Below are 12,958 nucleotides of genomic sequence, written 5' to 3' on the forward strand. Positions count from 1 at the left end.
CTTTTTCATAAATAAAAAAGACGCTGGTTAGCGTCTTTGGACAAGCTTTAAGAAGCAAACAATAAGCCGAGTTCTGTCCTTCTTGTGGTCATTGCGATGGCTTGAACATCTGCCACATTGAAGGGGTAATCATCTCTCTAGACCTCATATTGCTATGAGGTTCAAGCGACCAACCCGAGATCACTGCGGGCAACAGTATCTGATCTCCTATCCGGTCTTGCTTTGGGTGGGGTTTACCTAGCCAACATGTCTCCATGTTGCTGGTGCGCTCTTACCGCACCGTTGCATCCTTACCTGTGAGAATCAGCTTCTCCATCGGCGGTCTTCATTTCTGTGGCACTAGCCTTAGGGTTGCCCCCACCGGCCGTTAGCCGGCACCCTGCCCTATAAAGCTCGGACTTTCCTCTCGTGGTATTCACCACCAGCGATTACCTCGTTTACTTCTCACCTGATTCTTCATTGTACCATAAAGAAGAATATATAATAAATAACTCTTTGTTGGTAATCTCTTCCTAATAACGAATTTACATCATTTCACCTCATCTAAACTGAAACGGGTTCGTATTTACTTGTGAAACGGTAATAGCAAGCTGTGATAACGCACCTTGCAGATTCTCTTTTAATGGCTCTAACGCCAAGTGTTCGATATGATGTCCGGGATCTATCAATACAAATCCTGCCAGCCAAGCATCTTGTGCTGTATGAAAATCAAGATCACCTGTAATCAACACATCTGCGCCCTGCTTCAATGCTCTTGGCCAATAGCGACCTCCAGCTCCTCCTAATACTGCTACTCGTTTGATTTTCTTAGTAGGATCACCGACCAAACGTAATCCATCTACTTGATATTCTTTCTTTATGACCTTTATTAGTTGTTCCAAACTTAATTCTTTTTCTAAATCCCCTATCCGACCCAATCCATATTCTTTGCCTGCTTGTTTTAAAGGATATAGGTCATAGGCCACTTCTTCATATGGATGGTTTGCAAAGAGCGCTGTCAATACTTTATTTGTCAACTTTTCGGGCAAAATCGTCTCCAACCGTGTCTCTGCTACCTCTTCTAACTTACCCGCTTTGCCAATAAATGGATTCGTTCCAGATTGAGGTAGAAAGGTTCCCGTTCCTTGCTGGCGAAACGTACAGTGACTATAATTACCAATCCATCCTGCACCCGCGTCTGTTATCGCTCGAATAACTTGTTGTTCATGACTAATCGGCACAGTTACTACTAGCTTTACTAATGACTCTATGTAATGAATCTCAAGTGGTTTAACCGATTGTAACTGAAGTCTTTGGGCAAGAACATCATTAACACCACCGATAGCTGTATCCAAATTTGTATGGGCGACCAAAATATTGATCTCATGTGCCAAAGCCTTTGTGAGCAGCCTTCCCTTAGGAGTTGATGTATCAATGGTAGTCAGCGGTCGATACAAAATCGCGTGATGCGTAATGATCCAATTTAAACCTTTTTGAATCGCTTCATCTATAACTGCCTCTGTCACATCGAGCGTGAGCAGTACCCCCTTTACCTCTTGTTGCGGGTTTCCTACCTGTAAGCCAATTCGATCTTTTGGTACAGCTAGGGATGGCGGCGCGATCTGCTCCATTACCCTGATTAATGCTGTTCCTGTGACGCCCATCGAATCATCCTTTCCCATTGTTTGAGCTCTTGATTTAATTGATCACGTTTTTGTATGGCTTGACTACCTTTTGATTGAGCAAGTTGTGCAAAAATCCGGGTTCTTTTTTCGTGTTCTTCCTTTAGTCGTCTGACTAACAGGGGATGTTGATCTTTCCAAAGTAAAGGACCTATTTTTAATAGTTCTTGTTGTGTTAGAAATGGGTCTTGATAAAGTTGATCATCATATCCTGGCTCTGCAACAAGTAAATCGTAAATGATGCCAGACTCCTCGATCAAATCTTCAGCAATCAATCGCCAACCATTTATCTGAAGCCAACTTCGAATAATATCAGCAGCTACATTTGGTTGTAATATGAGTCGTTCAACGGTGTGTAGTCGCTGAACTCCTTGCTCCAAAATATCTCTGATCAATACACCCCCCATTCCAGCGATGACCACAACATCTATCTCATCTGGCTGACAAATTGTAAGCCCGTCTCCCAACCGTACATCAATCTTACTCTCATACCCATATCGCTTCACTTGTTGGCATGCATTTCGATAAGGCCCTCGATTCAGTTCTCCAGCAATTCCTTTTTCTAAAACATCTTCTATGGCTAAATGCAATAATAAATAAGCATGATCAGCCCCAATGTCAACCACACGTTTCCCGTTTGGAACATAGGATGCTATTTTTTGTATCCGCACAGATATATCCATCCAACCTTCACTCTTTCTACGCAGTGTTGTTTCATTATAGCAAAGATTACATATACAAGGTTTAGGCAATCATGGAGCCAATATTTTGATCACATTTGAATACATTCTAAATAAATATAGATTTATTTACATATAATATGTTATGATCACATTAAATCATAACATCTCATAAATGATCATAAAGTATCAATCAAAGGAGGTATGAAATGCTTCCAGCAGAACGCCAAGAAAAAATTGTTCAACATGTGAATGCGCATGGATTTGTTAGCATTTCTGAACTCATTGAGATGTTTCATGTATCAAAACCTACGATTATGCGTGATCTGATTAAATTAGAAGATTTAAGTTTGATAGTGCGGACTTATGGAGGTGCAAGTAGCCTACACAAAGGAACTCGCTTTGAACCAAAACACATTTTAAAAGAGATTCATGCTACAGAACAAAAAGAAAGAATTGCTTCGCTAGCCTTCGATGAGTTTATACATCCAGGAGAAACCATTCTTCTCGACTCTGGCACAACAACTCTCATGTTAGCAAAGCGTTTAGTCGCGATGGACAATCTCACGGTTATTACAAATGACATCAAAATTGCCATGCTTTTAAGTGACAATGAAAATATTGAATTGGTCGTCTTAGGTGGTCAACGCAGAAAAAGCGTCTATAGTTTAACCGGCCCGATAACAGAGAATATTTTACAAAATTTAAATGTAGATAAAACATTCTTAGGGATGGATGCTGTCGACATGACCAAAGGGATGACAAATTCAAACATTGAAGAAACTCGTTTAAAACGAATGATGATCGAAGCGGCTGGACAAACGATTTTACTTGCCGATAGCAGTAAGTTGGACAAGGTTGCCTTTTCTAAAATCGCTGATTTAGATGTGTTAGATGTAATGATTACTGATGATGAACAATTAGATCAACAACATGTTCAAATGATACAAAATCTAGGGATTGACCTACGAATTTCCACTTAGGATTGGAGGATAAGTATGAGCCAACTGATTCAACTTCTGCGACCTACGACTGTCTTTCTCGATTTAAAACCGGAAAGTAAGATAGATCTACTCACATTTCTTTCTGGTCAATTACAAAATCAAGATATCGTTTATCCAAGCTACGCAAACGCAGTAATAGCAAGAGAAAAGATTTACCCAACCGGTCTGCAAACATCTGTATGTGGTGTTGCTATCCCTCATACTGACCCCGAACACGTGAAAATGGAAGCGGTCTCTTTTGCATCATTATCCAAACCCGTAACCTTTCAAATGATGGGAATGAATGATCAACAAGTAGAAGTAAACTTGATTTTTATGCTTGCAATGAAAGAACCACATGGTCAGCTTGAGATGTTACAAGAACTAACAGGTCTATTTCAAAATCCAGATCGATTAATGGAGTTGACAAGGGCTTCATCAGTTGAACAAATTTTTCAGATCATAAAAGAGAGTCGAAAGGATGAAGCCCTTTGAAAAAACTAATTGAGGATTTAACAACATTAGTAGGAGTGTCATCAAGAGAAGATCAAGTGATTCAATATATGTTACAAGCTTTTCAAAAGGTCTCATCAAATATTCAGATCGATAAATTAGGAAACTTAATCTGCCACTTTCCATCAGGGAAAAAAAATGCAAAAAAAGCGATGATTTTTGGTCATATGGATGAGATTGGGTTTGTGATACGACAAATAGAAAAAGATGGATTTCTACGAGTTGATCGTGTTGGGGGTGTTCATGTACAAATTTTACCTGGGACAAGAGTAAATATCTTAGGATCAAAAGGGAATGTTCCAGGAATCATTGGAATCAAGTCACATCACTTTATGAAACCAATTGAGAAAAATAACTTACCCACAATTGAATCTCTATATGTTGATATTGGGGCATCTTCAGCTCAACATGCGCGTCAATTAGGAGTCGAAATTGGTCAATTTATTTGTTTTCAATCAAATTTTGTGGAGTTAGCTGATGGATTGATATCAAATAAATCGATGGATAACCGCGTCGCATGTGCCATCTTGATCGAGCTTGCTAACCGATTAGGTCAAACAAAAGAAAAGCTCAACTGGGATGTCTATCTCGTCGCATGTGTACAAGAAGAAGTAAATATACGTGGTATCTTACCAGCAGTACGTCGAATCCAGCCTGACATATCGATTGGAATCGATGTGACCCCAGCCTGCGATACACCTGAACTAAAGGGCTTCACACCCGTTGAACTTGGAAAAGGGCCAGCTTTTACATTTTATAATTTTCATGGTCGTGGAACACTAGCTGGCGTGATGCCTGATGAACGTTTACTACAAACTCTGATCAAAACAGCTAAAGAAAATCAAATTTCGTACCAACGTGAAGTAGCAATCGGGGTGATAACAGAAAACGCCTATATTTTATTTGAAGAACATGGAATTCCTGTTGCTTCACTCTCTGTACCAACACGCTATACACATACACCGGTGGAAACGGTTTCTGTTCAAGACGTCGAGCAAGTTGTAAAAGTGCTCTATCCATTTTTAACCCAGTTGGATGAAGACAGTTCTTTTGGCAAAGATCATCTGTTACGTTGAAAGGAGGTGAGTCCCCAATGAAGACGATTGTTATCGCTTGTGGTACAGGAGTAGCAACATCGACTGTAGTAGTCGAAAAGGTTAAAAATTTACTTCAAGACAATGGAATTGAAGCTAATATTATCCAATGTACCATGAACGATGTTGCTGGACATGCAGATCATGCTGATTTGATTATTACAACCATGCATCTGGAAGATAACTTTTCAAAACCTATTGTAACAGCAATTTCTTTCTTAACGGGGATTGGTCAAGAAGCGACTGAACAACAAATCCTACATCATCTCAAATAGAGGCATACGAAATGGGGGTTTCAGATGGACATTATATTGAAAGCGTTTAACTATATCAGTGATCTAGGCGCAACAGTCATGATGCCAATTATTATCCTGATTATTGGTCTATTGTTTCAACTCTCCTTTAGTAAAGCCTTAAAAGCAGGAGTTACTGTAGGAGTAGGTTTTATTGGACTAAATCTTGTTTTGAGCCTCATCTGGGATTCAGTGGGGCCTGTCACAAAAATTTTAGTTGATAAATTCCACTTAAAATTATCGGTTGTAGATGCTGGTTGGCCAGCGGCGGCAGGCTTAGCCTTTGCCACTAAAGTGGGTGCAGTGATTATTCCTTTTATCATTGTTGTGAACCTATTAATGCTTGTTAGTAAACAGACGAAAACGGTCGATATCGATATTTGGAATTACTGGCATTTTGCCTTTACAGGTGCCATTGTGATGACACTGACCGATAGCCTTGTATTTGGTCTGATCGCTGCCGCTGCTCATTGTATCGTTACACTTAGACTCGCCGATATTTCAGCAGAAAAGGTGCAAAAAGAAATAGGGATTCCTGGGATTTCGATTGCTCATGGTTCCGCTGTTACGGCGATTCCCATCACACTGTTGCTCGATAAACTGTATGACTTGATTCCTGGCTTAAAGCATAGCGATAAAAAAAGCTCATCTCTACAGCAAAAGCTTGGAATTCTTGGAGAACCAATGATTATTGGACTTTTGCTAGGGGTTATTCTAGGAATTATTGTGCAGTATGATTTTAAGAAAACTGGAGAGTTAGCTATTTCAATGGGAGCACTTATGTTGCTCTTACCTAGAATGGTCAAAGTAATCATGGAAGGACTCATTCCAATCTCTGAAGGCGCGAAAGATTTTATGTCTAAACGGTTTAAAGGGTCCGAGTTTTATATTGGGCTTGATTCAGCAGTTACACTTGGTCACCCAACGACTATTACAGTATCCATTTTACTTATACCGATCACACTCATCTTGGCAATGATTGTTCCCATGAATACAACACTTCCTTTTGGAGATTTAGCTGCGACAGCCTTCTTTGTAGCCCTCGTTACACCATTGCACCGTGGGCATTTGATACGGACCTTAATTACAGGAACTGTGATTATGGCAATTGTGCTGATGGTTGCTAGCTATTTTGGACCTATGATCACAGAGACTGCGGTCAATACAGGTTTTAAATTCCCAGAAGGTGCATCGAAAATTACTGCCCTTACTGGAGGAAACTGGCTTGCCTTTATCATCAGTCAGGTATTGAACTGGAAATGGATCGGAGCACTTCTGCTCGCTATTTTAACTGGTGGATTTCTTTTCTTTACACGTAAAACCAAACTTAAAGCGTAAAAAACACTACTACTGCTATAAACTTGGAGGAGAATAAAATGAGTTGGTTAAAAGATATCATAGGAACTGAAAAAGCAATTATTGCAATGTGTCACTTATTGCCATTACCGGGGGACCCATACTATGATCATGAAAAAGGTATGGAATATGTTGTTGAAATGGCAAGAAAAGATTTACAAGCACTTCAGGATGGTGGCGTGGACTCTGTTCTTTTCTCTAATGAATTTAGCTTACCTTATCTAACAGATGTAAAAACAGAAACTGTTGCAGCAATGGGTCGAGTCATTGGCGAACTAATGTCAGAAATTCGTGTTCCCTTTGGGGTAAATGTACTTTGGGATGCAAAAAAATCGCTTGATTTAGCAGCTGCTACAGGCGCCTCATTTGTTCGTGAAATCTTTACAGGCGTTTATGCAAGTGATTTTGGTACTTGGGATACCAATGTAGGTGAAACGATTCGTCATCAGTATCGTCTTGGGGCAGAAAATGTAAAGCTATTATTTAATATCGTACCAGAAGCTGCAAAATATCTAGCTGATCGCGATATTGAAAGTATCGCTAAATCAACAGTCTTTAATAATCGTCCAGATGCACTTTGTGTCTCAGGGCTAACTGCTGGAGAAGAGACAAATTCACAATTGCTAAAGAAAGTGAAAGAAATCGTTCCTGAAACTGTTGTCTTTGCAAATACTGGTGTTCGTTTAAACAACTTCCGTGATCAACTATCAGTCGCGGATGGCGCAGTCGTTGGAACGACATTTAAAGTGGATGGAAAGTTTGAAAATCATGTCGATGGAAAGCGTGTGAAGGAATTTATGGATCAGGTTCGAGCATTTCGTAGTGAATTAGCACAATGATCTTCTCACCTTCCATCGCTTCCGCTAATCCATTAAGACTGGCGGATGAAGTATTACGTGTTCAAGAGTATCCTGATCTACACATCGACATTGAAGATGGTCATTTTATTCCTAACATCACATTTGGAATAAAAACTGTACAAGCATTAAGACAATTAACTAAGCAACCTTTCTCTTTTCATCTGATGGTAAGCAATCCATATCTATATCTAAAACAAGTGATACAATACCAACCGAGTGTTATCTTTGGCCATGTTGAAGCATTGGGTTATATACAGGACTTTATCGCTTGTGGACATGAATTTGGTATGAAAATTGGACTTGCTTTTAACCCAGCTACACCAATCGAACCCTATGCTTATGCACTTGATCAAGCAGATGCCGTTTTAGTCATGACAGCAGAACCAGATGGTAGAGGACAAACATTCATTCCGTCCATGCTACAAAAATGTGAAACGGTCAAGCAAATTAGTCAAGTGCCGCAGATTTGGGTTGATGGAGGAATTCGAAAGAGACATCTTAATCAAATACGCCAAGCTCACTGTACACATGTTGTCATGGGTCGTGAAATATTTGAAACAAAATAAGCGTACCAGGAGAATCTGGTACGCTCTTTCTTTATTGTGACTTAAAGTAGAGCCATTTTTGGAAGAATGGGTCTAAGTTTTTGCCAGTCACTTGTTTTGCTAATTTAATAAAGTCACCTGTTGTTGCCACCCGATATTGATACGTTTTGTAATAGCTACTAAGTATTTTCATCATTTTCTCAGTGCCGACTTGCTTCATCAAGTCATAAAGCATCGCCGCTGGACGAACATATACCATCAAGCCGTATACACTATCAGGATATCGATACAAAGGTTCTGCTGAAGTTAGCCCTACAGTTCTATGGATTTCATTGGTTCGAACAGTAACGCGATCTAAGAAGGATTTGTCGTGTTCATTCATCTTCTCCTGCATATAGAGAAACTCAGAAAAAGTTGTTAAACCCTCATCAAGCCACGGCTCTTTTACTTGATTATTTCCAACGACTCCATACCACCATTGATGAGCCAATTCATGAACAACTACATTAATCGCTGCCTTTTCTCCCTCTCGTGTGGGGATTTTCGGAACAGAGGTAACCAAACCCGGATACTCCATGCCTGCGATCCCAAAGCCAGTCTCTCCAAGTACAACATCAACTTCACGATAAGGATATTTCCCAAAGCGTTGATTATAGAAATGCATCCCATTAAGAGCAGCTTGGTGGAGTGATGTTATTACATCCTCCATTCCATCTAAATACCAAAGATTTACTTCGATCCCATCCACATTTTTTCTTAACACTCGATAATCACGAGTGATCACGGCTGCAAAATCTCGAACATTGTTCTGCTTGAGGTGAAAAGAATTACCTGTTTGCTGGTTCTGATCTTGAGCAGTTGAAATCACTTCATATCCACGAGGAGTGTGTATTGTAATATCAAAGTCTGACATGATCGAATAAAACGGATCACCTGTCGTTGTGTATGGGTCAATATGCCAACCTTCTCGATCCTTTACTGCTAGCATTGGATACCATTGTGCTAAGAAAGCTGTATTCTTAAATGTATTTAACCTTGTTCCTCCTCGAGGGAGTTGAAGCATAAAATCAAGGTCAATTTTTGACTGGTTTTCATTTGAAACAGTTTTTGGCAATGGAACTTTCATGATCGTCTCTCTAACAACTGGTTTAACACTTTGTCGATTTACGCTTACCTTTGATATATCAATAAAACCGGGTTTCGTTGGTTTAGAGACTTGATCAAATCTCCATTGACGAAATGCATTAGGAAAGAGGTGAAAATAGACTTCCTTCTGTTTTTTAAATTGATTCTTAGGTAATGTAACAACCATATGGGCGCGGACTTGATCTAGATGTGGATCATATTGTGCCTCAATTTGATAATGAGGTCGAGATATTAACCTATGATGATTTGCTTCTGCTGGTTGAATTTCAAATCCTGTCATGATAAAAATGATTGTCCATAAGCTCAATAAGATACGACGGTTCATCATCTTCACTCCTTTGACTCCCCGTTATCTTTCCCAATCGATGGAAATTTATCATCGCCCAGCTAAAAAGAAGAAAAAAATACAAACTTGCCCAATAAATGGTAATAGGTTAGAATAAAGTGCGACTTCATTTCTTAACAAGCCAGTTGAATGGTCGATTGCATTGCGTCTTAAAAACGAATAGAATTGATATGAACAAAAAAACGCACCCATTGGGCGCGTATCACTTCATTCAAGAAAATCTTTTAATCGTTTGCTGCGGCTGGGATGACGCAATTTACGCAGTGCTTTCGCCTCAATCTGGCGAATTCGTTCACGTGTAACACCAAAAACGCGACCCACTTCTTCTAAGGTTCTGGTTCGACCATCATCAAGACCAAAACGGAGACGTAAGACATTTTCTTCACGTTCTGATAGCGTATCGAGAACATCTTTTAACTGTTCTTTCAAAAGCTCATATGCTGCAGCATCAGCAGGAGCTTGCGCATCATCATCAGGAATAAAGTCACCTAGGTGAGAGTCGTCCTCTTCACCAATTGGTGTTTCTAAAGAGACGGGCTCTTGTGCAATTTTCATGATATCACGTACTTTTTCAGGACTAAGACCCATTTCTTCAGCGATCTCTTCAGGAACAGGCTCGCGTCCTAGTTCTTGAAGTAGCTGACGTGATACACGAATCAGCTTATTGATTGTTTCAACCATATGAACAGGAATGCGGATTGTTCGAGCTTGATCAGCAATCGCCCGAGTAATCGCTTGACGAATCCACCAAGTAGCATACGTACTAAACTTAAAACCTTTTCGATAATTAAATTTCTCTACAGCTTTGATCAAGCCCATGTTTCCTTCTTGAATTAAATCTAAAAATAACATGCCCCGACCTACATACCGCTTTGCAATACTTACAACAAGGCGCAAATTAGCTTCAGCTAGACGTCTTTTTGCTTCCTCATCGCCCTCTTCGATTCGCTTGGCTAACTCTACTTCTTCTTCTGCTGAAAGAAGAGGGACTCTTCCGATCTCTTTTAAATACATACGTACAGGATCGTTAATTTTTACACCTGGTGGAACACTGAGATCTTCCTCTATCGTCTCTGCATCGCTACTTTCCCCAACATCATCAGCTTCACTCTCATCGTTGACGATCTCAATACTTTGATCAGCTAAACTTTCAAAGAACTCGTCAATTTGCTGAGAGTCTTGACCATAGACACTCATCTTATCCATAATCTCTTTATATGTGAGTAGTCCCTGCTTTTTGCCTTTTGCAATTAACTCAGTCTTGACTTGATCTAAGGTTAACTCCAACTCTGTATCCACATTATGTTCGTTTGCCAAAGTATGTTTCCTCCTTCCTGATGATAGCCAACGTACCGCACTAGACAATCTTTTTCTTTAGCTCCTCGATCGTGCGCAGGAGCTCAGCGGCTTTGATCGCTTCACCAGCATTATCTAATTGCTCAACCAGCTTCCGCTTATCTTCAATTTGACGTTGCAATGGATAATTTCGAATATGACGTACGCAATCTTTTAACGCATCTGTTGAAGGTTCTGTTGGAATATTCATCATTGCCAATTCGCTAATGATAGGTACGAGAGATGGGTCATCAACGAACTCAAGAATACGATGAATATTGCTTGGATTTCCTTGATCGTAATAAGCATATAAGTGGGCGGCTAAAACAATATAAATCTCAGTATAAAAATCGCCCCCTAAATGCTCTTTCACCCATTCTGATACAGACCGATCCCGTAACATCAGCGCTAATAGGTACATTTCAGACTGTTCTACTATCGACTTATTTCGAGCAAAACCGACCAAATGTTTGTTAACTTCTTGATATCCATTATTCCACGCAGAATTTTCTTTATCCCTGTCTGGATTCTTCTTTTGTTTAAATTTTGCATGACGCAACTCTTGTCTTAATGCATCAAGTGAAAGATGGTATTCTTTAGCTAACTTTTGAAGATAATGATCTCGCTCAACGGGTCGTGGTAGCTGGGCGATCAATTTAACAGCCTGTGAAATAAAGCCCATACGTTGGTCATCATCAGTCAGTTGATACTCTCTCTTTAATTGTTCCAACCGAAAAGCTGTAGTGGAGATTGCACCTATTGAAACTTGCTCTTTAAAAGCATCTATACCTTGTGCTCTGATGAAATCATCCGGGTCCATCCCTGAGGGCATTTGTAACACCTTGACAGTACAGGCTCCATCATGAAATAAATCAATTGCGCGAAGGGTAGCCTGAGTACCCGCACGATCAGAATCAAAACATAAAATTACCTGCTTGGTATTTCGTTGGATGATTTTCACATGTGATTCTGTCAAAGATGTCCCTAGAACAGCGATTGCATTTTCAACACCTGCCTGCCATGCTGAAATCACATCAAGATAACCCTCAAATAGCACTGCTTGTTGTTGCTTACGAATGGAAGCACGAGCTCGATGAAAATTATATAAATAATTGCTTTTTTGAAATAAAATCGTTTCAGGACTATTGATATATTTGGCTGCTTGTCCTGCTTGTAGACTTCTTCCACCAAATCCAATCACTCGCCCTTGGGTATCATGAATTGGCAAAATAATCCGCCCACGAAAACGGTCAAAATATCGTTTGCGCTGATTCGACAAATCTTTTGATCCAACTAATCCTGCTCTCTCTAATAATTGTTCGGAAAAGCCACGTTTTTTTAAGAATGATAATAAAAATTGTCCATCAGGTGGAGCAATACCTAGCTGGAAAGTAAGGATTGTCTCTTTTGATAACCCTCTTCGTCGCAGTAGATATTCTCTAGCTGAATGCCCATATTGGGTCTGAGTTAAAAGATGATGGTACATTTTCGCTGCTAACTCAAGCGCTTGAAATAGCTGACTTTTCTCTTCTTCCTTCTTTTCATCCACTGCATGAGTAAGCGGTACCTCAATACCTAGCCCCTCAGCGAGTTGAAGTACAGCTTCACGAAAAGTTAACTGTTCAAGCTCCATTAGAAAATTAACTGCTGTACCACCTTTACCACAGCCAAAACAATAGAATATCTGCCGCTCAGGCGTTACAGAAAATGAAGGAGATTTCTCAGAATGAAACGGACAGAGACCAAAATGATAACGTCCATTCTTTTTCAGTGAGACATACTGTCCAATGCAGTCAACAATGTCAATCTGCTGTAGTATTTGTTCGATTGTTTCCTCTGGAATTCGTCCCCCCACGTTACCACTGCTTTCTATAATTTGCCTAGAAAAATAATGCTCATAATACCTCGATACTATTCGCCGTCATTCGTCAAAGTCCTTCAGAATTTCTATTCTTTCTTTCAGGAAATATTTTCATTCACAAAGGAGGCGAGTTCCCCTACCCAGGTATTCTACATAAAAAACGACTTCTCCTTCCTCTTTCACTAGAAGTTAGTCCCAAACGTATTACCTTCCCCAAAATGAATAAAAGAAAACACCTAGCACGAAAAAAAATTCAGTGCTAGATGATTCAGCCACATCTAATTC

Annotated in this window: 12 protein-coding genes and 1 other RNA gene; 7 read left to right on the top strand and 6 right to left on the bottom strand. The window is 39.8% G+C overall.

The genetic code is table 11. The features are described from left to right. Window positions 1–47: 47 nt before the first annotated feature. From rnpB to BUB71_RS05315, 3 genes are all read right to left on the bottom strand, one after another. Window positions 48–444: RNase P RNA component class A (gene rnpB / locus BUB71_RS05305), an RNA gene on the bottom strand. A gap of 95 nt (window positions 445–539) precedes the next feature. Beyond that, complete coding sequence (locus BUB71_RS05310) at window positions 540–1,661, bottom strand: Nif3-like dinuclear metal center hexameric protein (protein ID WP_245815529.1); 1,122 nt, start codon at window positions 1,659–1,661, stop codon at window positions 540–542. After that, on the bottom strand, window positions 1,619–2,344 hold the full coding sequence (locus BUB71_RS05315) for a tRNA (adenine(22)-N(1))-methyltransferase (protein WP_073153424.1): 726 nt from the start codon (window positions 2,342–2,344) through the stop codon (window positions 1,619–1,621). The genes BUB71_RS05310 and BUB71_RS05315 overlap by 43 nt, the downstream gene beginning before the upstream one ends. Before the next feature lie 206 nt (window positions 2,345–2,550). On the opposite strand from BUB71_RS05315, the gene BUB71_RS05320 reads away from it, so the two are divergent. The 7 genes from BUB71_RS05320 to BUB71_RS05350 are packed head-to-tail and all read left to right on the top strand — an operon-like array spanning window position 2,551 to window position 8,006. Continuing rightward, the gene (locus BUB71_RS05320; protein WP_073153427.1) at window positions 2,551–3,324 is read left to right on the top strand and encodes a DeoR/GlpR family DNA-binding transcription regulator; all 774 of its coding nucleotides are present in this window, start codon (window positions 2,551–2,553) and stop codon (window positions 3,322–3,324) included. 15 nt (window positions 3,325–3,339) lie between these two features. Further along, entirely contained in the window at window positions 3,340–3,819 is a 480-nt protein-coding gene (locus BUB71_RS05325) for a PTS sugar transporter subunit IIA (protein ID WP_073153430.1), read from the top strand. Further along, entirely contained in the window at window positions 3,816–4,913 is a 1,098-nt protein-coding gene (locus BUB71_RS05330; protein ID WP_073153433.1) for a M42 family metallopeptidase, read from the top strand. Before BUB71_RS05325 ends, BUB71_RS05330 begins: the two co-directional genes overlap by 4 nt. Before the next feature lie 17 nt (window positions 4,914–4,930). Then, entirely contained in the window at window positions 4,931–5,206 is a 276-nt protein-coding gene (locus BUB71_RS05335; RefSeq protein WP_073153436.1) for a PTS sugar transporter subunit IIB, read from the top strand. A gap of 24 nt (window positions 5,207–5,230) precedes the next feature. Beyond that, window positions 5,231–6,562, top strand: coding sequence for a PTS galactitol transporter subunit IIC (locus tag BUB71_RS05340; protein WP_073153439.1), 1,332 nt, complete (start codon window positions 5,231–5,233; stop codon window positions 6,560–6,562). 38 nt (window positions 6,563–6,600) lie between these two features. Beyond that, entirely contained in the window at window positions 6,601–7,419 is an 819-nt protein-coding gene (locus tag BUB71_RS05345) for a BtpA/SgcQ family protein (RefSeq protein WP_073153443.1), read from the top strand. Further along, the gene (locus BUB71_RS05350) at window positions 7,416–8,006 is read left to right on the top strand and encodes a beta/alpha barrel domain-containing protein (protein WP_073153446.1); all 591 of its coding nucleotides are present in this window, start codon (window positions 7,416–7,418) and stop codon (window positions 8,004–8,006) included. The genes BUB71_RS05345 and BUB71_RS05350 overlap by 4 nt, the downstream gene beginning before the upstream one ends. A gap of 31 nt (window positions 8,007–8,037) precedes the next feature. On the opposite strand, the gene BUB71_RS05355 is transcribed toward BUB71_RS05350, so the two are convergent. The 3 genes from BUB71_RS05355 to dnaG form a co-directional block, all read right to left on the bottom strand. Then, window positions 8,038–9,459, bottom strand: coding sequence for a M1 family metallopeptidase (locus tag BUB71_RS05355; protein ID WP_084731136.1), 1,422 nt, complete (start codon window positions 9,457–9,459; stop codon window positions 8,038–8,040). 225 nt (window positions 9,460–9,684) lie between these two features. Continuing rightward, a complete protein-coding gene (gene rpoD / locus BUB71_RS05360) occupies window positions 9,685–10,794 on the bottom strand; it encodes an RNA polymerase sigma factor RpoD (protein WP_073153453.1) in 1,110 nt (369 codons plus the stop codon). A 40-nt stretch (window positions 10,795–10,834) separates the two neighbouring features. Beyond that, entirely contained in the window at window positions 10,835–12,667 is a 1,833-nt protein-coding gene (dnaG, locus tag BUB71_RS05365; protein WP_073153456.1) for a DNA primase, read from the bottom strand. Window positions 12,668–12,958 lie beyond the last annotated feature (291 nt).

It is taken from the genome of Seinonella peptonophila, assembly GCF_900129355.1.
GTDB lineage: Bacteria > Bacillota > Bacilli > Thermoactinomycetales > Thermoactinomycetaceae > Seinonella > Seinonella peptonophila.

Excerpts from the sequence above, each read along its gene's own strand:
- BUB71_RS05310 (WP_245815529.1), bottom strand. The coding sequence starts at position 1,661 with ATGGGAAAGGATGATTCGATGGGCGTCACAGGAACAGCATTAATCAGG.
- BUB71_RS05315 (WP_073153424.1), bottom strand. The coding sequence starts at position 2,344 with ATGGATATATCTGTGCGGATACAAAAAATAGCATCCTATGTTCCAAAC.
- BUB71_RS05320 (WP_073153427.1), top strand. The coding sequence starts at position 2,551 with ATGCTTCCAGCAGAACGCCAAGAAAAAATTGTTCAACATGTGAATGCG.
- BUB71_RS05325 (WP_073153430.1), top strand. The coding sequence starts at position 3,340 with ATGAGCCAACTGATTCAACTTCTGCGACCTACGACTGTCTTTCTCGAT.
- BUB71_RS05335 (WP_073153436.1), top strand. The coding sequence starts at position 4,931 with ATGAAGACGATTGTTATCGCTTGTGGTACAGGAGTAGCAACATCGACT.
- BUB71_RS05340 (WP_073153439.1), top strand. The coding sequence starts at position 5,231 with ATGGACATTATATTGAAAGCGTTTAACTATATCAGTGATCTAGGCGCA.
- BUB71_RS05345 (WP_073153443.1), top strand. The coding sequence starts at position 6,601 with ATGAGTTGGTTAAAAGATATCATAGGAACTGAAAAAGCAATTATTGCA.
- BUB71_RS05350 (WP_073153446.1), top strand. The coding sequence starts at position 7,416 with ATGATCTTCTCACCTTCCATCGCTTCCGCTAATCCATTAAGACTGGCG.
- BUB71_RS05355 (WP_084731136.1), bottom strand. The coding sequence starts at position 9,459 with ATGATGAACCGTCGTATCTTATTGAGCTTATGGACAATCATTTTTATC.